Raw genomic sequence first — 20,539 nt, 5'->3', positions numbered from 1 at the left:
TGCGCTTCGCTGGCACCCGCCGCACGGCCAAGTGCAGCACGGACGTCCCGCGGGCCGGCGCACGGCAACCTCGGACGCTTCCGTGCCGGGAATCGGAATGTACGGATTGTCTGGCCGGGGCGGCTCCATAGAATGGACGCACGAGGTTCTCCAGGTCTTCCAGCCCACCGCGCCGATGACACAGTCCGACGATCGCCAGCCGCAGCGCGAAGCCATGCCGTGCAGCACGTGTTGCCCGATGGCCGGCGCCTGGCCCGAGTGCGCACCGGCCGGCCAGGCACGCGGCACGCGAGGCCTCGAGACGGCGCCACGCATGGTGCGCCTGCGCAAGGGCGAATTCCTGTACCTGATGGGAGATCCGGTGACATCGGTCTATGCCATTCGCGTCGGCACCATCAAGACCCATGTCACCACCGAAGACGGGCGCACGCAGGTGGTCGCCTTCCACTTCCCCGGCGACACGGTCGGATTGGACAGCCTGGTGCGCCCGCATTATGCGTCGTACGCTACCGCGCTCGAAGACACCAAGCTGTGCCTGTTCACGGTGGACGCGCTGCGCCTGGCCGCGGCCACGCTGGCGCCGCTCGGCGGGCAACTGCTGCTGGCGCTGGATGGCCAGCTGCAGCGCGCGCGGGCGGTGCAGACCATGCTGGCGCTGATGACCGCCGAAGAGCGGCTGGTGACGTTCCTGCTGTGGCTGGCGGACGGCTTCGCGCTGCGCGGCTTTTCCTCGTCGGCCTTCGTGTTGCGCATGAGCCGCGAGGAAATCGGCAGCTATATCGGCCTGACGCTGGAAACGGTCAGCCGGCAGTTCTCGCGCCTGGCCGAAGGCGGATTGATCACGGTACGGCACCGCACCATCACGCTGCTCGACAAGCCTGCGCTGCGGGCCATTGCCGCGCGGCCGATGATCCTTGCCCACGCACCCGCGCCGCGCTTGCGGATGGCGGGCGGCGCGTCCACACCGGTGAAAGGCTGAGATGGAACAGGACAAGCCCTGTTGCGCAAGCTTGCCGGACAAGCACCAGGAAGCGGACACCGACAGCCTGCAGCAGATCGAGGCGCTGAACCTGTCCTACCTGCTGCTGGCCCAGCGGCTGATGCGCGAGAACGAGGCCGAGGCGCTGTTCCGGCTCGGCCTGGGGCGCGAGATGGGCCGCGTGCTGGCCGCGCTGAAGCCGATGCAGATCATCGCGCTGGCGCGGTCCAGCGTGATGCTGTACCGCTTCCGGCTGGATGACAGCCTGCTGGTGGCCGCGCTGACCGGGGCCGAGCCGCCGCACGCCTTGCACGGCATGCATGCCGCGATCGTGATGGCATCGCGGCGGGATTGAGACACGACTTCTGGAATCGGAGGGTATATGACGCGCAATGCGATCACGCATGTCGATCTGAAGCGGATGACCATGGCCGCCGACCGCCGCGGCGGCTGGCCAGCCGCGGTCGACCGCACCGAAATTGCCGGCACGTTGCAGATGCAGGACATCGTCCAGGCCCTTGGCGCCGAGGCCGCCGAGCAGCGCTGTATCGAAGCCGGCCTGGAAACGCTGGCCATGGCCGGACATCCGCCGGTACGGGCGGTGGTCTCGGTGGGCCAAGGCCGGCAGCCGGCACTGGACTTCTATGTCGATGCGGACATCAAGACGTGCTGCGCGCTCGACCGCGCCCTGCAGCAGACCATCGCCAGCCGCTTCACCAGCGTGCTGCCGCCGGGGCTGGCGGTGTCGGTGCTGCCGCTGGACGTCTATGTGCGCGAATGCGGCGGACAAGACCGCGGGCCCGAGGCGCAGGCTTGGGGCGCATGCGCGCGCGAGCTGCTGTCCGGCAGCGACATGCAGCAGCGGCTGGCGGTGGTATGCGCCTATCTGTCGGTGTTGCAGGACGCGCAAGGCCTTGCCGAGCGGCTCGGCTTCCTGCAGCAGAACCTGCTTGGCCAGGGCCAGGAGGCGTTGTCGTGGCGTTTGCGGCGGCACCGCAGCGTGGAGGGACGCACGCTGGCGCAGGCGCTGGAAGGCCTGGCCCGCGCCGCGGACGGGGCGCTGTACGAGTTCGGCACCCGCTACAGCCGCGAGCGGGCCAGCTACCAGATCGAACAGATGCAGCAGGTGCACGCCCAGATCGCGCACTTTCGGGACAGCTGCCGGATGGCGCCGCCGCAGCCCGGTCCCCGGCATGCCGCGGGCACGGCGGGCTGAGGGCGCGTCGGCTCAGATGCCGGCCATGCAGGTGTACTTGATCACCAGGTAGTCGTCGATGCCGTAATGCGAGCCCTCGCGGCCCACGCCCGATTGCTTGACGCCGCCGAACGGCGCCACCTCGTTCGAGATCAGGCCCGTGTTGACACCGACCATGCCGTATTCAAGCCGTTCCGAGACGCGCCAGACCCGGCCCAGGTCGCGCGCATAGAAGTAGCTGGCCAGGCCGAACTCGGTGTCGTTAGCCATCGCGACCACGTCGTCCTCGGTGTCGAAGCGAAACAGCGGCGCGAGCGGACCGAAGGTTTCCTCGCGCGCCACCAGCATGCCGGGCGCGACGTCGGCCAGCACCGTCGGCTGGAAGAACGAGTGCCCGAGCGCATGGCGCTGGCCGCCCTGCAAGAGGCGCGCGCCCTTGCCCAGCGCGTCGGCGATATGCTCCTCGACCTTGGCCACGGCCTTGTCGTCGATCAGCGGGCCGATGCGCACGCCGTCGTCCATGCCGTTGCCCACCTTCAGCGCCGCCACCGCGGCCACCAGCTTCTGCGCAAACGCCTCGTACACGCCGGACTGCACGTAGATGCGGTTGGCGCAGACGCAGGTCTGCCCGGCATTGCGGTACTTGGAAACGATCGCGCCTTCGACGGCGGCGTCCAGGTCGGCATCGTCGAACACGATAAAGGGCGCGTTGCCGCCCAGTTCCATCGACACCTTCTTGATGGTGGCGGCGGTCTGCGCCATCAGCACGCGGCCGACTTCGGTCGAGCCGGTGAAGGTCAGCTTGCGCACCAGTGCATTGCTGCTCATCTCGCCGCCGATCGCGCTGGCCGAGCCGGTCACCACCGACAGCACGCCGGCGGGGATGCCGGCACGCTCGGCCAGGGCCACCAGCGCCAGCGCCGTCAGCGGCGTCTGCGAGGCGGGTTTGACCACCATGGTGCAGCCTACTGCCAGCGCCGGGCCGGCCTTGCGGGTGATCATGGCGGCGGGGAAGTTCCACGGCGTGATCGCGGCGCAGACGCCGACCGGTTCCTTGGTCACGACGATGCGCTGGTTGCTGACCGGGGCGGGAATGGTATCGCCATAGACCCGCTTGCCCTCCTCGGCAAACCATTCGATAAACGAGGCCGCGTAGGCGATCTCGCCGCGCGCCTCGGCGATCGGCTTGCCTTGCTCGGCGGTCATGATGCGGGCCAGGTCTTCCTGGTTGGCCATGATCAGCTCGAACCATTTGCGCAGCAGCGCCGAGCGTTCCTTGGCGGTGCGCGCGCGCCACGCCGGCAGTGCGCGGTTGGCGGCCTCGATGGCCTGGCGGGTCTCTTCGGCGCCCAGCTGCGGCACCTGGCCGACGCGCTCGCCGGTGGCGGGGTTGGTCACGTCGATGCGGCGCTCGCCATCGATCCAGCGGCCGTCGATCAAGCACTGCTGCCGCAGCAGCGAGGAATCCTGGAGGTTCAGCATGGTTGTCTCGGTGTATGCCGGCAGTGGCGCCGGGTCTTTGTCGTTGGGCCGGAGACAACGATTGTAATCCCGCTACCCGGAGGTGGTCCCGGACGGTGCCCTGGCGGACGGCGCCTCGATGCCCCAGTCGCCGTATTCGAGCCAGTCGTCGCCAAGCAGTTCGACCGGATGCTGGGTCCGGCTGGAGCCGTTGCCGCAGCGCATCGAGTCGACCGGGCAGTATTGGTCGCAGCCCCAGCAGATGCGCTCGGGATGGCTGGGATGGATGGGAAATTTCTTGGCCATGATGGCCCATTATGTCGGCGCTTCTGGTCACTGGTCTTGTGCGCAATCAAGGCGGCGCCAACTGTGCTGTGGCGAGGGGTCAGCGCCAGCCATCGGCGTCCAGGCGCGTCCAGCGGTCGGGAGCGTCCCCGTCATGGGAGGCAAGCAGCAGGGTTTCGCCGCAGTGAGCGCAGCGGTACACGAACGCGTTCTGGCCGCTCGCCATGCGCAGCGTTGCCGATATCGCCAGCCGCGGATGAGGCGGCACATGGCCGGGGCGGTCCAACTGCGACTCGCACAGGTCGCATCGAGACATGGTTGTTTTTCCTCCGCGCGAAGCGCTGGCCACAAAAATGCTGTGGTGCAGCATCCGCTGTTCCAGTATAGCGATGCAGGGCTAATGCGACAGGTCGAAACGGAGGTTATTCGCCAAGGAACTCGGCCACCACTTCCATGCCTTCGATGTGATCCGCTACCACCTTGGCGATGGTGATCAGCGGGATCGCGAGCAGCATCCCCCACACGCCCCACAGCCAGGTGAACAGCAGCAGCGCCACGAACACCGCCACGGCGTTCATCCGCGCCATGCGGCCGGTCATCCACGTAGTGATGACGGAACCGATCAGCGTGGCGATCAGCAGCGAACCGCCGGCCGCGGCGGCAGCCATGCCCAGCGTGCCGAACTGCATGAACGTCACCATGCCCAGGCACACGGCGATGGCCAGCGCGCCGAAGTAGGGCACCAGGTGCAGCGCCGCCGCCGCGATCGACCAGCTCCCGGCATTGTCGACGCCAAGCCATTTCAGCAGCAGCCAGGTGCACACGCCCAGGCCGGCGTTGGTGACGAGCAGCATCCCCATGTAGCGGCGGATGGAGCGGTTGACCTCGTCCAGCATGTGCACGCTGATCTTCTTCTCCGAGATGGTGGTGCCCACCATCTTGATGAACTTGCGCTTGAAGGTATCGCCGGCAAGCATCAGGAAATACAGCAGGAACACCACCACCACTGCCTGCGCCGCCATGGTGAAGACGCTGACGGAGCCGGCCAGCAGCATGTTGTTGATCTGGCCCGGCGACTGGTCGACCACCACGTGGGCGCCGCGTGCCGGCGGCGGCTGGCCGGTGCTGCTGAGCACGGTGGCGGCGCGGCGTATCTTCTGCCACATGGAGTCATCGCCGCTGAGCAGCGCACCGACGGAACGCGACAGCTTGCTGGCCATCTCCGGCAGGCTGTTGACCATCGACTCGACCTGGCCCTGGAGCAGGTAGGCGCCGCTGAGCAGGGCCGCGAGCAGCGCCAGCAGCACGATGGTGCTGGCCAGCGAGCGTGCCAGCCCCAGCCGCTGCAGCGCGCACACCAGCGGGTCGAGCAGGTAGGCCATCACCACCGCGATCACCACCGGCACCAGGAAGTCGCGCGCCACGTGCACCGCGTACAGCGAGAACAGCACCGCCAGCACCATCAGCGCGGTGCTGGCGCGATGCAGCGCGCCGGCGACGGCGGCATCGGTCAGCAGCGCGGGCGCCGGCGTGGACAGGTCGGCGGCGGCGCCAGCGGGGCGGCCATCGTCGGTCAGTTGCGGGACGGGCTGCGCTGGCGGCAGCCCCGGGGCGGTGGGATCGGGAACGGTCGACATAGCCGGGCGCTTCGGCAAAAGGCCTGGCGCTACCCTCGAAGATAGCTTGCTGGCAGGCGATGGCTGTCGGACGCCGCCGCCTGCCGGTGTCAGACAAGCGCGGCAGCGCGCATGCATGCGCCGCGCAAACGACACCGCCCGGCGGCCAGCATGGCGCTGGCCGCCGGGCGGCGCGTCGCGGACCGGGCGACTTCAGCCCGTCACGGTCTTGGTCTCGAGGAACTCGGCGATGCCCTCGGGGCCGTATTCGCGGCCGTTGCCGGAAGTCTTGTAGCCGCCGAAGGGCGCGGTGATATCCATCATCGCGCCGTTGATGCGCACGTTGCCGGCGCGCAGCCGCGCCGCCAGCCTGCGCGCCCGCGCCGGATCGGACGAGGCGATATACGCTGCCAGGCCGAAGTCCGTGTCGTTGGCGATGGCCACGGCTTCCTCTTCGCTGTCGTACGGCAACAGGCACAGCACCGGCCCGAAGATTTCCTCGCGGGCAATGGTCATGTCGTTGTGAACGTCGGCAAAGATGGTCGGGCGGGCATAGAAACCGCGCGCCAGGCCGTCGGGGCGGCCTGGGCCGCCAGCGGCCAGCCGCGCGCCTTCCTCGATGCCGACACCGATCAGGCGCTGCACCTTGTCGTACTGGCCGCGGTTGGAGATCGGGCCCATCCTGGTGTCGGGATCGGACGGATCGCCGACCTTGACCGCATTGGCCACCGCCACCGCGATCTGCACCGCTTCCTCGTAGCTTGCGTGCGGCACCAGCACGCGCGTGGGCGCCACGCAGGTCTGGCCGGAATTGACCATGCACTGGGCCACGCCGCTGGTCACCGCGGCCTGCAGGTCGGCGTCGTCCAGCACGATCAGCGGCGACTTGCCGCCCAGCTCCTGTGCCACGCGCTTGACCGTGGGCGCGGCGCTGATGGCCACTTCGACGCCGGCGCGGGTCGAGCCGGTGATCGACACCATGTCGACCTCGGGATGCGACGACAGGGCGGCGCCGACCACGCGGCCTTCGCCATAGAGCATGTTGAACACGCCCGGCGGCGTGCCGGCAGCGTCCATGATCTCGGCGAAGATCTGCGCGTCCAGCGGCGCGATCTCCGATGGCTTGAGCACCACGGTGCAGCCGGCCGCCAGCGCCGGCGCCACCTTGGCCGCGATCTGGTTAAGCGGCCAGTTCCACGGCGTGATCAGCGCCGCCACGCCGATGGCCTCGCGCAGCACGAGGCTCTTGCCGCGCGGGCTTTCGAAGGCAAAGTCGCGCAGCGCCTGCAGCGTCGCCTGCAATTGCCCCAGCCCGATTGCCGCCTGCAGGTTGGTGGCCAGCGTGATCGGCGCGCCGATCTCCTGGCGCACCGCCTGCGCCAGGTCGGCCATGCGCGCCTGGTAGGCGGCGATGATGCGCTCGAGCAGCGCGATCCGGGTTTCGCGGGTGGATACCGACCACGCCGGGAAGGCCGCGCGCGCCGCGGCGACGGCGCGGTCCACGTCCGCGGCGGTGCCCATGGCGAGCCTGCCCGCCACCGCTTCGGTGGCCGGGTCGATGATGTCGGCGTGGGTGGCGCCCTCGGCAGGCTGCACCCATTGGCCCTGAATATAAAACTTGTCGACGCTATGCATGTCCGGTTGCCTCGCTGAGTTGGCGTTCGGTCAGACCGGACGGTCGCCGATGATGGTGGCGCGGTTCATGTGGCGCACCGCGGGGAAGTAGTCCTGCACGGCGTAGTGCTGGGTGGAGCGGTTGTCCCACAGCGCGATCGTGTCCGGTTGCCAGCGCAGCCGCGCCTGGTATTCGGGCGCGGCGGCCTGGCGGTACAGGTACTGCATCAGGTCCAGCTCCGCCGGCCGGAAATCGGAACCGAAGCGGTACGGCTGTTCCTTGGCGAAGTTGGCGAAATGCGTGGTGAAGGCCTCGTTGACGAACAGGATCTTCTCGCCGGTTTCCGGATGGGTGCGTACCACCGGGTGCACCATGGGCGGATACTTGGCGCGCATCTCGGCGTATTTTTCCTCGCTCAGTGCGGTGCCGAATGCCGGCATGGCATCGTGCACGGCCTTCAGGTTGGCGATGCGGTCCTTCATCTCCTGCGGCAGGTTGTCGTAGGCCGCGGCCATGTTGATCCAGATGGTGTCGCCGCCGACCTCGGGGCACTCCAGGCAGCGCAGCATCGAGCCCATCGACGGGATCTCGCGCCACGACACGTCGGAGTGGTACAGGTTCTCGCGGCCGCGGGTCTTGTCGTTGCGGCCGAACACCACCAGTTCAGGATGCTCCGGATGGTTGGTGAACATCGGGTGGACTTCGAGTTCGCCGAAGCGCCGTGCCACCGCAACGTGCTGGGCCGGCGTGATGGCCTGCTTGCGGAAAAACAGCACCTTGTACTTCAGCAGCGCGCGGCGCAGCGAGAGATAGGTGTCGTGGTCCAGGGTCTCGCGGAAATCGATGCCCTCGACCTCGGCGCCGATGGTCGGCGTGCAGCGGCGAACGGTGAAGGGAAACGGCTCCTGCTCGAGCGCCCGGTAATCTTGCGGGCTGATGGTGGCGGGTGCGGTGGCTTGCATGGTGGTCTCCTTGGTAGTGTTGTGCCAATGCAGGTGGGGCTCAGCGATGCACGGCCCTGATCAGGTCCGCGGCCAGGCCGCGACGCTGGTGACGATGAATACTGCCATTACCTGTTATAACAGGTCAATGGGTTATGACGAGACCTGTCATGATAGGTATAATCCGCCTCATTGATCCCTCATGGATCCGCATCACTCAGTTCGGAGCCGCCCGCCGGGCGGGACAGACGTGGCACTGCCCAGGTTCAAAGAGATCGAAAGCGAGATTCGCCAGCGAATCGCCAGCAACACCTTCGGCCCCGGGGCGAAGCTGCCGTCCGAGGCCGAACTAATGGCCGAGTTCGGCGTCAGCCGCATCACCGTGCGGCAGGCCTTGTCCGGCTTGCACAACGCCGGCCTGATCGAGAAAGTGAATGGCAAGGGCAGTTTCGTGACGCGCCCGGCCGATACCCCCAGCCTGGGCGCGCTCACCGGCTTCTATGAGACCGGGCGGGCGCGGGGCCAGCTGGCCTACGGCAAGCTGGCATCGGTGCGGCTGTTGCGGGCGCCGCCCCATGTGGCGGCGGCGCTGAGCCTGCAGCCGGGCGAGAAGGTGCTGAGCGTGGCCACGGTGCGTTACTGGGACGACGTGGCGGTCGCGTATTTCAACCTGATGGGGCCCGAACCGCTGATGCGCCGCCTGGTGCAGGAGGATGTCGAGACCAACGACGCCATGGCGCTGTTCGAAAGCCGGCTGGGGTATCGCTTTCGCGACGTGGCGATGGAAGCCAGCGCGATTCCGGCGCCGGCCGACGTGGCCCGCAAGCTCGACGTCGCCGAAGGGCTGCCGCTGTTGCGCCTGCGCTGCACGCCCTACGACATCGAAGGCATGCCGCTGTTCTGCGCCGACCTGCTGTTCCGGCCGGACCGCTATGCCTACAAGTGGACGCTGACGCGCTAAAGTGCCGAGTCGACCGCCGGCCGTTGCAGCAAGCGCCGTAACGGCGCGCCAATCCCGCCATCAGGTACCCGCACGGTAACTTTTACCGGCCGCACGTACTTCTTACTGCGGCGAAGGCACGGTCCGCTGCCGTGACCGCTTAGCCGCAGCGCTGCCTCCGTCTATCCCAAACTGGTACGTCAGTTGCGTCTTCTCCAGCGCAGCGGCGCCGTCGGCGCCCCGCCGGCAGGCTGCGCCATGCAGCAAGGCTTGCCGCCAACCTGCCTGATGGAGGACAACATGAAAACACCCTTGCGCATCGGCACAGCCTTGCTCGCACTTGGCATCCTGGCGGGTTGCACCGCCACCGGCAGCACCAGCGGCTCCGGCTCGCTGTCCGGATCGGGTTCGGTGACGGAACAGAACCGCAGCCGCACCACGCCTGGCACCGGCACGTCGACCGGCACCTCCGGTGCGACCAGCACCACCAGCCCGAGCGGTACCTCGAGCGGCAGCAGTGGCGCCGCAAGCGGTTCCGGTACCGCCCGCTAACGGCGGCGCAGCCGCCCGCGCCAGCACGGGCGGCTGCGTTGTCTTGCCTTCCCGCTAACGCTCGCGGCCGGTATTGACGCGTTCGTCGCGTCGCGCCGGAACGATGCCTTCATCGGCCAGCCGCTGCTGCAGGTCGTTGTTGGCCACGTACTTGAAGTCCTTGTCGATTTCCCGGGTGATCACATCGGTGACGCCCGGCGGCAGGGTCTTGCGCAACAGGCCCAGGAAGCGCGGCGCGGCGATCAGCGCCAGTTCGTCGAAGCGCTGCTTGTTGCGCGCATCGTCGAGGTAATCGGCCACGCGCCGGGCAAACAGCTGCGCTTCCTGGTGCAGCTCGTCCTCGCCTGCCGAAGACGTGACCGTGGACGGTCCCACCTGGTGGGCGCCGGGGTGTCCCGCGTCGCCCTGGGAGGCGGCCTGGCCCCGGCGGCCATAGGCGTCGCGGCGCAGGTCGGCGCGGTCGGCATGCGCGGCCGCGTCGGTGATTTCCTCGACGACTTCCAGCGGGGCGCTGTCGCCGTGCGAGGCGAAGATGCGGGCGACGGATTCGTCCGCCACCATGATCCAGATGTTCTTCATGATCGCTCCGGTTGCCGGCCCAGAACAAAGGGCCCTCCGGCACCTGTTGCAAGGGATACGCCATCCGCACCGCCACCGGCTCCTGGCCGCAAGCGGCGCCAGGCGCGGCCCGAGATGCCGGCCGCGGCACACGGTTGCAGTATCGACAGGCAAACCGTGCAACTTTTTCAGGCGGCCGGCGCTGGCCACCCGGGGCCAGGGGCGACGGCGATCCGGCTACCAGACGCCGAAGAACACGCCGGCCTGCTTGTACACATTGGTCTTCGCTGCGACCTCTTCGTTGGTCACCGTCACGCGCGGCTTGAGCGTGCAGAACCAGTCCAGCAGGCGCAGCCGCATGGCATTGCGCACGGCTTCGTGCCCGGGGTCGGCGCCCAGGTCGAAGTACTCCTGCGGATCGTTGTGCAGGTCGAACAGCTGCGGCCGGAAGCCCTGCCAGTGCACGTATTTCCAGCGCGCGTCGCGCACCATCCAGGCGCGGCATTCGCCGGGATGGCGACCCAGCACGACGCGCGCGCCGCGGTAGGCATAGTCCAGCTCGGAGACCACGGCATCGCGCCAGGCACCCGCACCGTCGCGCGCGGCGGCGCGTGTCAGGTCAAGCAGCGAGCGGCCTTCGACGCGGTGGTCGGCAGGCGGCAGCCCCAGCGCATCCAGCACCGTCGGCACCACGTCGACCGCGCTGACCAGGCTGTCCTGCGCCGTGCCGCGGGTGGCATCGGCCTGCGGCGAGGGGTCGTAGACGATCAGCGGGATGTTCTGCACGGTGTCGTAGAACTGCTCCTTCTCGCCCAGCCAGTGATCGCCGAGGAAGTCGCCATGGTCGGCGGTGAAGACGATCAGCGTGTCGTCCCAGCGGCCCAGCCGTTCCAGCTGTTCCCACAGCAGGCCGAGCCGGTCGTCGATCTGCTGGATCAGGCCCTGGTAGGCGGGGCGCACCGTGTCCGAGACCTCGGCGCGCATGAAGTTGGCGCATTCCTCCTGCGTGCGATACGCCGACAGCACCGGATGCGGGTCTTCCAGTTCGGCGTCGTGGCGCTGCAGCGGCAGGCAGTCGTCAAGCGAATAGGCGGCGTGGTACGGCGCGGGCGCAAGGTAGGGCCAGTGCGGCTTGACCAGCGACAGGTGCAGCACCCACGGATCGTCGCCGCGCGCCGCGATGTACTGCATGGCCTGGCCGACGGTGTAGGCGGTCTCGGAATGCGGCTCGGCCACACGCGCCGGCAGCCCGGCATTGCGCATGTGCCAGCCCGAGACGATCTCGCCGCGCGCGTTCTCGGCGCTGATCACGTAGTCGGTCCACGGGTCGGCGCTGTCGTAGCCGTGCCGGCGCAGCCAGTCGGCATAGGCGCTGCGCGGTTCGGCGTGATGGCCGTCGTGGCGGTCGACTTCGGTGAAGTGGCCGCTGCGCAGCAGCGTCTCCAGCTCGGTGCCGCCGTCCAGGTGCAGCCGCTTCAGGTTGGCGTGGTCGGGCATCACATGGGTCTTGCCCGCCAGCGCCAGCGCGCGGCCGCTGTCCTTCAGGTATTCGCCCAGCGTGACTTCGCCGACCGACAGCGGCACGCGGTTCCAGGTGGCGCCGTGGCTGCTGACGTAGCGTCCGGTGTAGAAGCTCATGCGGCTCGGGCCGCAGACGCCGGAGGTGACATAGGCGCGGTCGAAGCGCACGCCACGCGCGGCCAGGGCATCGATATTGCGCGTGCGCAGCGTCGGGTGCCCGTAGCAACCGAGATGGTCGCGCCGCAGCTGGTCGCACATGATGAAAAGGGTGTTGCGGATCGTCATGGTCGGTAAGGTTGCGGGAAGCCGGCTGGCGCCGTCAGTCGCCGGTATAGCCCGATGCCTTGACCACCGGCGCCCATTTGGCGGCGTCGGCCTTCAGCACCCCGGCGAAGGCCTCGGCGGGTCCGGTGGCGGGTTCGAGCCCCAGCTTCAGGAATCGGTCGCGTACGTCGGGCGACTGCACTGCCTTGACGATGGCGGCGTTGAGCCGCTCCAGCGCCGCGCGCGGTGTGCCGGCAGGCGCCAGCACGCCATAGCGGCCTTCGCCTTCGATGCCCTGGTAGCCGAGTTCCGTAAAGGTGGGCACATCCGGCAGTGCCACCGAGCGATGCTTGCCCGAGGTCGCCAGCACGCGGATCTTGCCGGCGCGGTGCATCTCGGTCAGGTCGGCCAGCGTGTCGACCGAGGCCGGCACCTGCCCGCCGACCAGTGCGCTCATCAGCGGCGCCGAGCCGTTGAACGGCACGTGCAGCATGTCGACGCCCACCTGCTTGCCGATCATCAGCCCGAAGAAATGCGGAATGCTGCCGAGCGCGGGCGAGGCGTAGGAGTTGTTCTGCGCACCGGCCCTGAGCCAGGTCACGTAATCCTTCAGCGTGCGCGCCGGGCTGCCAGGACCGGTGGCCAGCGCCAGCTGGAAATTGGCGGCCTGCGCCACCGGCGTGAAATCGCGCTGGATATCGTAGTTGAGCTTGCGGTAGACCAGCGGCGCAATGGTCATCACCGCCGAGTTGGCGACCACCAGCGTATTGCCATCGGCCGGCTGCGTGCGCGCGTAGTCCATCACCAGCCGCCCGCCGGCGCCGGGCTTGTTCTCGATCACCACGGTCTGGTTCAGGGTCTCGCGCAGCTTGTCGCCGACCAGGCGCGCGGCCAGGTCGGCGGTGCCGCCGGCCGGGTAGCCCACCAGGATGCGCAGCGGCCGGTCCGACTGCGCGCTGACCGGCGCGGACCAGGCCGCGGCGACGGCCAGCAGGCATGCGGCAAGGCGGGGAACGAAGTTGCTGGGGCTCACGGTGTCTCCTGTCTGTTATGCGCCGGCGGCCGGCTTGGAGAGGAAGCTAACACCCGTCGATATAATTGACAAAGTCAACTAAATCGGGGATGTGGCATGGCGCGCGAGAACAGCGGGAGCGACAGCAACCGCCTGCAGCGGCCGCGGCGGCTGGCCGATTTCATCAACTACCGGGTCTATCACCTGAACCGGGTCGCGCTGGGCGCTGCCGCGCTGCACCTGCGCGCGCGGGCGGGCGTGACGCGGCGCGAATGGCGCATGATTTCCTTCCTCGGCGAGCAGCCCGGCACGCGGCTGACCGAACTGGCGGAGAGCGCCGGCCTCGACAAGGTGCTGGCCAGCCGCGCCGTGCACGCGCTGGTGGAACGCGGGCTGGTGCGCCGGGAAACGCGCACGCAGGATCGGCGCGCGGCCGCTTTCACGCTGACGGAGGAGGGCGAGGCGGTCTACCGCACCGCCTTTGCGCAGGCGCGTGACTTCAATACGCAGCTGGCCGCCTGCCTGACGGCCGAGGAGGCGCGGGTGCTGTCGCGCTGCCTCGACAAGCTGCAGGCGCAGGCCGGCGCTATGCTGGCCGAGGCCCAGGCCTTGCCGCAGCCGGCGGGCGAGGCGCCGGCGTGGGAGCTGCAGCGGGTGTGGCGCGCAGAGAATGGGTAGGCCGCGCACGCCTGCGGCTTTCAATCCCGCGCGGCCGACTTCGGTCCCACAGATCCCGTGCCCTGGCCCTCGGCAAATGCCGAGGCCGCCTCCAGCAGCCAGGTACGCAAATGCTGCATGGCATGGCTCATCGGGCGTGTATCGGGCAGCACCAGGTAATACGCACTGGTCGAGCGCAGCGAGCGGGCCACCGGGCTTACCAGCAGCCCGCTCGCCAGGTACTCTTCCACCAAAAAACGCGGCACCAGGCCGATGCCCAGGCCGGCCCGCGCCGCGGCGATCACCATGCTGTGGTGGTCGAAGCGGGCGCCGCGCATGGCGTTGACGTTGTCGATGCCGGCCGCCTCCATCCATTGCTTCCAGCCGAAACTGCGCGTGGCCAGGTGCAGCAGCGGCGCATGCGCGATGTCATGCGCGTCGAGGCGCTTCTTGCGGCCGAACAGCTGCGGGTGGCACACCGCCACGGATTCCTCGCCGAACAACAAGTCGGCCCGCGCGCCGGGATAGACCGCTTCGCCGAAGTGGATCGCCGCGTCGTAGGGCGTGCCGTCGAACAGGAACACGTCGGACTGGGCGCTGATATTGACCACCACGCGGGGATGCCGCGCGTAGAAGTCGGGCAGCCGCGGGATCAGCCATTCGACCGCCAGGGTCGGCACGCACGCCAGCTCGACGGTGCCGCCCGCGCCTTCATGCGCCATCACCTCCAGCGTGTCGCGCTGCAGCTTGCGCAGCATCTCACGCACCTGGACGCTGTAGAGCGCACCGGCCGCAGTCAGCGTGATGCGCTGGTTGGCGCGGTGAAAGAGTTGCACGCCGAGCAGGCTTTCCAGCGCGGCAATCTGGCGCGATACCGCGCTTTCCGTGATGAACAGGTCGGCCGCCGCGCGGCGCAGGTTCAGGTGCAGTGCGGCCGCTTCGAAGGCGCGCAGGCTGGAAAGGCTGGGAAGGCGTTGCCGCATCGCGGTGAGGGAAGGGTAGTTGATGACATAAAGTCATCATCCTATACCGAAATCTCGCTTGAACCGGCGGACTTGATGAGAAATGATTCAGCCCTGGTCCCGCGGCCCCCACCATCGCGGCACCCACCATAACGACAACCATCAGGTAGACAGGAAAACAACAATGAAACGCTTGTTCAGCGCGCTGGCCGCCGGCACTTTTGCCTTTGGCATGACCCTATCCGGCATCGTCGCCGCCGAGGATTTCCCCGCCAAGCCCGTCCGCATCATCGTGCCGTATCCGCCGGGCGGCACCACCGACATGGTGGCGCGGCTGGTCGGCGAGCGGCTCGCGCTGCAATGGAAGCAACCGGTGCTGGTGGAGAACCGCCCCGGCGCGGGCGGCATCGTGGGCACCGGCGTCGCCGCCAAGTCCACCGCCGACGGCTATACGCTGCTGATGGGCTCGGTGGGCGAGTTCGGCATCAATCCCACCCTGTACAAGAAGCTGCCCTATGACGCCGCGGCCGATTTCGCGCCGGTAACGATGGTGGCGCGCGTGCCCAACGTGGTGGTGCTGTCGCCGGCGTTTGCCGAGCGCGCCCAGGTGCAGACGCTGGCGGAATTCATTACCTACCTGAAGGCCAACCCGAAGCGCGTCAACATGGCATCGGCCGGCAATGGCACCTCGACGCACCTGGCCGGCGAGCTGTTCCAGCGCATGACCGGCACCGAGATGAGCCACGTCGCCTACAAGGGCAGCAGCCCGGCGATTGCCGACCTGATGGGCGGCAGCGTCGACGTGATGTTCGACAACCTGCCGGCGTCGCTGCCGTTCGTGCGCTCCGGCAAGCTCAAGGCGCTGGCGGTGACCACGCCGGCGCGCTCGTCGGCGCTGCCCAATGTGCCGACCGTGGCCGCCGCCGGCCCGGTGCCGGGCTTCGACGCCAGCCCGTGGTTCGGCCTGCTGGCGCCGCGCGGCGTATCCGGCGCGGTGGCGCAGAAGATCAGCCAGGACCTGGCGCGCGCGCTCGGCGATCCCGCCGTGCAGGCGCGCATGCGCGACCTCGGCGCGGAGCCGGCGCCGAGCACTCCGGAAGCCTTCGCCGAGGTGCTGAAGAAAGACCGCCAGAAGTGGGGCGAGATCGTGCGCCTGTCCGGCGCTTCGGTGGACTGAAAGCCGTCATTGATTCCATCTCGTTATCAGGCCGATGGGCCCTCCCTGCATCATGAGCAATAACATTAACCAACTCGTTTCCCTGCACCTTGGCGCCACTGGCGCCGACCGCCTGTCCGCGCTGGTGAGCGCACCCGCGCAACTACCGGCCGGAGAAGCGGGTCGCCCGTCCCGCGCCGAGATTGCCCACGCGCTGAACCTGGTGCTGTTCGCCGGCATCCTCGAGCGCGTGCCGACCGGCAAGGCCTACACCGAAGACGTGGCCGCAGCCGGCGGCAAGGTCCACTTCGACCATGGCGCGCTGCGCACCGTGCGCTGGTCCGACCACGGCGCGCTGCCCGCCGGCGAGGCCGCCTTCACGCGCATCCTGCGCCCGCTGGGCTACCGCCTCAACGGCACCTATCCGCTCGACCGCATCGGCATGACCGGGCGCTCGTACGCGCATGAAGACGCGCCGGAAGAGATCGCGCAATTCTTTGTCAGCGAGCTGCATCCCGAGCGCTTCAGCGCGGGCTTCCAGCAGGCGGTCAGCCGCGTGCTCGAAACTTCGGTCGATCCGCTGACGCCGCGCGCGCAGTCGCTGCTGTGGGAACTCGAGCGCGAAGGGTCGTTGCCGCTGGCGGATGCCGGCGAGCTGATCGGTGCGCTGGCGCGCTGCTTCGAGCGCCATCACGCCGCGCCGCGGCTGGCCGACTACGAGGCCCTGCTGGCCGAATCGGCCGAGATGGCGTGGATCGCCACCGAGGGCAATGCCTTCAACCATGCCACCGACCGCGTCGAAGACGTGTTCGCGCTGGCCGAGGCGCAGAAGCGCCTGGGCCGGCCGATCAAGGACAAGGTGGAAGTGTCGCGCAGCGGCCGCGTGCGCCAGACCGCGTTCCGCGCCGATCCGGTGCGCCGCGCCTTTATCGGCGCGGACGGCGCCGAGGTGATGCGCGAGGTGCCCGGCTCGTTCTATGAGTTCATCACCCGCGACCGCTACGTCGATGACGCGCAGGCGGTCACGCGCACCGACCTGGGCTTCGACGCGGGCAATGCGCAGGGCATCTTCAAGATGACTGCCGCGGCATGCTGAGGCCAGCCTGACCATGAGCGCCGCCTACCCGTTCGTTCCCGCGCTGCGCGAGCCGGAAGGCTCGCCGATCCGCGAGCTGTTCAAGTACCTGTCGGACCCGGAGATGATCTCGTTCGCGGGCGGCTACCCGTCGGCCGCGCTGTTCGATGCCGACGGCATCGGCGCGGCGTCCGCGCAGGTGCTGCGCGAGCGGCCCGCCGAATGCCTGCAGTACGGCGCAACCGAAGGCGCGCCCGTGCTGCGCGACGCCCTGGTGGCGCTGATGGCGGGGCGCGGTGCCGCCGTGACGCGGGAGCAACTGCTGGTCACCAGCGGCTCGCAGCAGGGCTTCGATTTCCTGGTGCGCGCGCTGGTCGAGCCGGGCAGCGTGGTGCTGGTCGAGGAGCCGACCTATTCGGCGACGCTGCAGGCGCTGCGTCTGGCGGGCGCCGACGTGCGCGGCGTGCCGTCCGACCAGCACGGCATGGACGTCGACGCGCTCGCGGCCATGCTGGCAGACGGCGCGGTGCGCCCGCGGCTGATCTACACCGTGCCGACCTTCGCCAACCCGACCGGCGCCACGCTGTCGCCGGAGCGCCGGCTGCGGCTGCTGGAGCTGGCGGCGCGGCACCAGGTGGTGCTGGTCGAAGACGATCCCTATGGCGCGCTGAGCTTCGACGGCGCCGCGCCGCCGTCGCTGCTGGCGCTGAGCGACCAGGTGCCCGATGCCCCTCCATGGCTGGTGCACCTCGCCAGCCTGTCGAAGACGCTGGCGCCCGGCCTGCGCATCGGCTGGATGGTGGCCGCGCCGGAAATCATCCGCCGCGCGGTGATTGCCAAGCAGGTGTCGGATCTGTGCACGCCGCCGTGGATTCAGCTGGCGGTCGCGCAATACCTGGCGGATGGGCGGCTGCCCGCGCAGGTGGAGCGCGAGATCGCGTTCTACCGCGACAAGCGCGACCGGCTGGCCCAGGCGCTGGGGCAGGCGTTCGGCGAGCGCATCCGTTTTGCCTTGCCCGCCGGCGGCATGTTCCTGTGGGCAGCGCTGGAAGGCGTCGACGATGCCGCCGCGCTGTTGCCGCATGCGATCGGGGAAAAGGTGTTGTTCGTCCCCGGCGCCGGCTTCTACGCGCAGCGCCGCGCACGGCCCGCGTTCCGGCTCTCGTTCGCGGGCGCGGCGCCGGAGCAGATCGCCGAAGGCGTGACGCGGATGAAGCGGGCGGCGGCGCGTCTCGACGCGGCCGGCTGACGCGATAGCGGGTGCGCCGGCCCGAGGTTCAGTCGTCGTCCGCTGGCAGCATCCGGCCGCGCCGCGGCATTTCCGAGTCGAGCACCAGGCGGCCATGGACCCGCCCGTTCATGCGCGTGACGTAATGCGTGCACTCTTCCATATGCGCCGACATCAGCGCGCGTACCGTCTCGGCGTCGCGCTGGCGTGCCGCCTCGACGATGCGCTTGTGGAACTTGACGTTGGCCGCGCCGAATTTCTCGTGCTCGCAGGCCGGGGTGTCGTTGCCGAACACCACCAGCTGGCGAATCATCTCGTTGATCAGCTCGCATGAGAACCGCAGCATCGGGTTGGGATTCGCCGCGGCCAGGATGTCGTGGAAGGTCAGGTCTTCCTGGCGCTGGTCCAGCAGCGGCGTCGCGGCCGCGGCCGAGGCCGGGTCGCACAGGTCGATGGTGCGTTCCAGTGCCTTGAAATCGTCGTCGGTCAGATGCGGCACCGCGCCGGCGGCCAGTTCCGGCTCCAGCAGCCGGCGCACGGTGTAGATGTCGGCAATGCCCACGTCCTTGAAGAACAGGTAGTTCTGCATCAGCTGGAAGGTGCGGTCCAGCGGCACTTCCACGATCGTGCCGCCGCCCGCCGGGCCGGTGCTGACCCGGATCAGGCCTTGGACCTCCAGCGACTTCAGTGCCTCGCGGATGGTGCTCTTGCTGACCGAGAACATCTGCTGCAGCTTGACCTCGTGCGGCAGCTTGTCGCCCGGGCGCAGGTTGCGCTGGGTAATCAGCCGCTTGAGCTCTTCCGCCACCAGGTCCGCGCGCTTCTGCTTGCGGATCTCGATGGCCCCGGTCTTGCCCTCCCGAAACATCGCCATTGCTCATTCCTTGTCATGCGCCGCAAGCCATGGAAGCTCGGGCGCTTGCATTCTAGCCAAGCGCACCAAGCAGGGCCGCGGCTTTGCCCCGGTGGCGTGCATGCTGCCCGATTGGCTGGCATGGCCAGAGCTCTGCTCGCACATTTCTGTCACGTCGTCGCCTCATGCGCCGACCACTGAGTGCCACGCGCCGAGGGTGCGTAAACCCTGACCTTTCCTTTGTTGACAACGATTCCGGCCGACTCCTAAGATGATTCTATTCTATTTATACGTATAAATAGAATAAACAGGTTCGATTCTTGCTCGGGCAGTGTCGGCGCCGGGCGAAAGTCACCAGCATGTCGGGGAGACGGTGCAGCGCCAGGTCATGGCGTTGGCCGGACTTTCGCCCCGCGCAGCCCGATCCCCACATAACGAGGAGTGAGCCTTGAATCGTCGTGACCTGCTGAAACTGGCGGCGCTGTCCGCCGTCCCCACCTCTCTGATCCATGGCCGCAACGCCCTTGCCGCGGGGGAAGCGCTGGAATTTGGCTGCCCGGTGCCGATGTCGGGCGCCTTCGCCGCCAACGGGAAGTTCGCCGACCTGGGCATGCGGCTCGCCATCGACCAGTACGGACAGGTGCTGGGCCGGCCGCTGCGCTACAGCGTGCTCGACACCGAAGGCAAGCCCGCCACCGCGGTGCGCAAGGTGCAGGAACTGGCGCAGCAGAAGGCGGCGCGCTATTTCGCGGGCGGCATCCTGTCGTCCGAATCGCTGGCCATGGGCAAGGAAGCGGAAAAATTCGGCGGCGTGTTCGTGACCACCGCCGGGGCCGACGAGATCACCGGCAAGGACTGCAACCGCGCCACCTTCCGCTGGTCGGTGCCGACCTTCGGCGCGATCGAGCGCACCGTGCGGCCGCTGATCGAATCGATGCCGAAGGCCAAGCGCTGGTACACCATCACGCCGCAATACGTGTTCGGCGACGGGCTGCTGTCGGCCGCGAAGGCGATCTTCAAGGAGAAGGGCATCGAGCACGTCGGCAACAGCTACCACGCCCTGACCGAGAAGGAATTCAGCGGCTACCTGACCAATGCGCTGGCCGCCAAGCCCGACGTGCTGCTGATCCTGAACTTCGGCTCGCAATCCGCTGACACGCTGCGCCAGGCGGTAAGCTTCGGCATGAAGAAGAACACCACCCTCCTGCTGGCCTGGGCCTCGGGGCTGGAGCAGTTCGAGTCGCTCGGCGCCGACCTGTGCGAGGGCGTTTACTTCGGCGCCCAGTACTGGCATGGCGTCGATACGCCGCTGAACCGCGACCTGGTCAAGCGCACCCAGGCCAAGTTCAAGGCCAATCCCAACTACAGCCTGGCCGGCTCGTACATCTGCACCAAGATCATGGTGGACGGCATGATCAAGGCCGGCAGCGCCGATCCGAAGGCGGTGGTCGCAGCGCTCGAGGGCATGAAGTACGAGGGCCTGACCGGGCCGGAGGAAATCCGCGCCGCCGACCACCAGGTGCTGAAGAACTACTACCTGCTCAAGGGCAAGGCCAAGTCGCGCATGAAGGACAAGGACGACTACGCCGAGATCGTCAGCGTCGGCAAGGCCTTCCTGCCTGTCGAGCAGACCCAGTGCAAGATGGCCTGATGCCCTGACGCCGCGGGG

21 protein-coding genes are annotated in these 20,539 nt (G+C 68.4%); 10 read left to right on the top strand and 11 right to left on the bottom strand.

Annotated elements, in window-relative coordinates; translation table 11 throughout:
* Window positions 1-175: 175 nt before the first annotated feature.
* From ACEI37_RS01340 to ACEI37_RS01330, 3 genes are read left to right on the top strand one after another with little or no spacing between them, the layout of a single operon-like run.
* Entirely contained in the window at window positions 176-979 is an 804-nt protein-coding gene (locus ACEI37_RS01340) for a Crp/Fnr family transcriptional regulator (RefSeq protein ID WP_373376967.1), read from the top strand.
* 1 nt (window position 980) lies between these two features.
* A complete protein-coding gene (gene flhD / locus ACEI37_RS01335) occupies window positions 981-1,334 on the top strand; it encodes a flagellar transcriptional regulator FlhD (protein ID WP_373376966.1) in 354 nt (117 codons plus the stop codon).
* Window positions 1,335-1,361: 27 nt separating this feature from the next.
* Window positions 1,362-2,195, top strand: a complete 834-nt coding sequence (locus tag ACEI37_RS01330; protein WP_373376965.1) for a hypothetical protein — start codon at window positions 1,362-1,364, stop codon at window positions 2,193-2,195.
* Window positions 2,196-2,207: 12 nt separating this feature from the next.
* Here the strand turns inward: ACEI37_RS01330 and gabD are convergent, their stop codons facing one another.
* The 6 genes from gabD to ACEI37_RS01300 all read right to left on the bottom strand — a co-directional run bounded on the left by gabD (window position 2,208) and on the right by ACEI37_RS01300 (window position 8,113).
* Window positions 2,208-3,656, bottom strand: coding sequence for an NADP-dependent succinate-semialdehyde dehydrogenase (gabD, locus tag ACEI37_RS01325; protein ID WP_092315737.1), 1,449 nt, complete (start codon window positions 3,654-3,656; stop codon window positions 2,208-2,210).
* A 72-nt stretch (window positions 3,657-3,728) separates the two neighbouring features.
* Window positions 3,729-3,941, bottom strand: a complete 213-nt coding sequence (locus tag ACEI37_RS01320) for a DUF3079 domain-containing protein (protein WP_373376964.1) — start codon at window positions 3,939-3,941, stop codon at window positions 3,729-3,731.
* Between the two features lie 79 nt (window positions 3,942-4,020).
* Window positions 4,021-4,236, bottom strand: a complete 216-nt coding sequence (locus ACEI37_RS01315) for a hypothetical protein (RefSeq protein ID WP_373376963.1) — start codon at window positions 4,234-4,236, stop codon at window positions 4,021-4,023.
* Between the two features lie 106 nt (window positions 4,237-4,342).
* Entirely contained in the window at window positions 4,343-5,557 is a 1,215-nt protein-coding gene (locus tag ACEI37_RS01310) for an AI-2E family transporter (protein ID WP_373376962.1), read from the bottom strand.
* A gap of 192 nt (window positions 5,558-5,749) precedes the next feature.
* Window positions 5,750-7,171, bottom strand: coding sequence for an aldehyde dehydrogenase family protein (locus tag ACEI37_RS01305; RefSeq protein WP_373376961.1), 1,422 nt, complete (start codon window positions 7,169-7,171; stop codon window positions 5,750-5,752).
* 30 nt (window positions 7,172-7,201) lie between these two features.
* On the bottom strand, window positions 7,202-8,113 hold the full coding sequence (locus tag ACEI37_RS01300; RefSeq protein WP_373376960.1) for a TauD/TfdA dioxygenase family protein: 912 nt from the start codon (window positions 8,111-8,113) through the stop codon (window positions 7,202-7,204).
* Window positions 8,114-8,342: 229 nt separating this feature from the next.
* Here ACEI37_RS01300 and ACEI37_RS01295 point away from each other — a divergent pair, with 229 nt between their 5' ends.
* The gene (locus ACEI37_RS01295) at window positions 8,343-9,053 is read left to right on the top strand and encodes a GntR family transcriptional regulator (RefSeq protein WP_373376959.1); all 711 of its coding nucleotides are present in this window, start codon (window positions 8,343-8,345) and stop codon (window positions 9,051-9,053) included.
* A gap of 279 nt (window positions 9,054-9,332) precedes the next feature.
* A complete protein-coding gene (locus tag ACEI37_RS01290) occupies window positions 9,333-9,584 on the top strand; it encodes a hypothetical protein (RefSeq protein ID WP_373376958.1) in 252 nt (83 codons plus the stop codon).
* Window positions 9,585-9,638: 54 nt separating this feature from the next.
* Here the strand turns inward: ACEI37_RS01290 and ACEI37_RS01285 are convergent, their stop codons facing one another.
* The 3 genes from ACEI37_RS01285 to ACEI37_RS01275 form a co-directional block, all read right to left on the bottom strand.
* The gene (locus tag ACEI37_RS01285; RefSeq protein WP_373376957.1) at window positions 9,639-10,163 is read right to left on the bottom strand and encodes a host attachment protein; all 525 of its coding nucleotides are present in this window, start codon (window positions 10,161-10,163) and stop codon (window positions 9,639-9,641) included.
* A 216-nt stretch (window positions 10,164-10,379) separates the two neighbouring features.
* On the bottom strand, window positions 10,380-11,948 hold the full coding sequence (locus ACEI37_RS01280; protein WP_373376956.1) for a sulfatase-like hydrolase/transferase: 1,569 nt from the start codon (window positions 11,946-11,948) through the stop codon (window positions 10,380-10,382).
* A 34-nt stretch (window positions 11,949-11,982) separates the two neighbouring features.
* Window positions 11,983-12,960 carry a Bug family tripartite tricarboxylate transporter substrate binding protein gene (locus tag ACEI37_RS01275; protein WP_373376955.1) on the bottom strand — a complete coding sequence of 326 codons (978 nt, stop codon included), beginning with the start codon at window positions 12,958-12,960 and terminating at the stop codon, window positions 11,983-11,985.
* A 96-nt stretch (window positions 12,961-13,056) separates the two neighbouring features.
* On the opposite strand from ACEI37_RS01275, the gene ACEI37_RS01270 reads away from it, so the two are divergent.
* Window positions 13,057-13,617 (top strand): MarR family winged helix-turn-helix transcriptional regulator, encoded by a 561-nt coding sequence (locus ACEI37_RS01270; RefSeq protein WP_373376954.1) that lies wholly within the window; start codon window positions 13,057-13,059, stop codon window positions 13,615-13,617.
* A 20-nt stretch (window positions 13,618-13,637) separates the two neighbouring features.
* On the opposite strand, the gene ACEI37_RS01265 is transcribed toward ACEI37_RS01270, so the two are convergent.
* A complete protein-coding gene (locus ACEI37_RS01265; protein WP_373376953.1) occupies window positions 13,638-14,579 on the bottom strand; it encodes a LysR substrate-binding domain-containing protein in 942 nt (313 codons plus the stop codon).
* 163 nt (window positions 14,580-14,742) lie between these two features.
* On the opposite strand from ACEI37_RS01265, the gene ACEI37_RS01260 reads away from it, so the two are divergent.
* From ACEI37_RS01260 to ACEI37_RS01250, 3 genes are read left to right on the top strand one after another with little or no spacing between them, the layout of a single operon-like run.
* Entirely contained in the window at window positions 14,743-15,735 is a 993-nt protein-coding gene (locus ACEI37_RS01260; protein ID WP_373376952.1) for a Bug family tripartite tricarboxylate transporter substrate binding protein, read from the top strand.
* 52 nt (window positions 15,736-15,787) lie between these two features.
* Window positions 15,788-16,810, top strand: a complete 1,023-nt coding sequence (locus tag ACEI37_RS01255; protein ID WP_373376951.1) for a DUF1338 domain-containing protein — start codon at window positions 15,788-15,790, stop codon at window positions 16,808-16,810.
* Between the two features lie 13 nt (window positions 16,811-16,823).
* Entirely contained in the window at window positions 16,824-18,038 is a 1,215-nt protein-coding gene (locus tag ACEI37_RS01250) for a PLP-dependent aminotransferase family protein (protein WP_373376950.1), read from the top strand.
* 28 nt (window positions 18,039-18,066) lie between these two features.
* Here ACEI37_RS01250 and ACEI37_RS01245 read toward each other — a convergent pair whose 3' ends face one another.
* A complete protein-coding gene (locus ACEI37_RS01245; RefSeq protein ID WP_373376949.1) occupies window positions 18,067-18,891 on the bottom strand; it encodes a FadR/GntR family transcriptional regulator in 825 nt (274 codons plus the stop codon).
* 427 nt (window positions 18,892-19,318) lie between these two features.
* Here ACEI37_RS01245 and ACEI37_RS01240 point away from each other — a divergent pair, with 427 nt between their 5' ends.
* Window positions 19,319-20,521: an ABC transporter substrate-binding protein gene (locus ACEI37_RS01240; protein WP_373376948.1), complete on the top strand. Its 1,203-nt coding sequence runs from the start codon at window positions 19,319-19,321 to the stop codon at window positions 20,519-20,521.
* Window positions 20,522-20,539: the final 18 nt, after the last annotated feature.

It is taken from the genome of Cupriavidus nantongensis (genome assembly GCF_041726985.1).
In the GTDB taxonomy this organism is placed as follows: domain Bacteria; phylum Pseudomonadota; class Gammaproteobacteria; order Burkholderiales; family Burkholderiaceae; genus Cupriavidus; species Cupriavidus nantongensis_A.
This window is presented reverse-complemented; position numbering and strand designations above follow the sequence as displayed.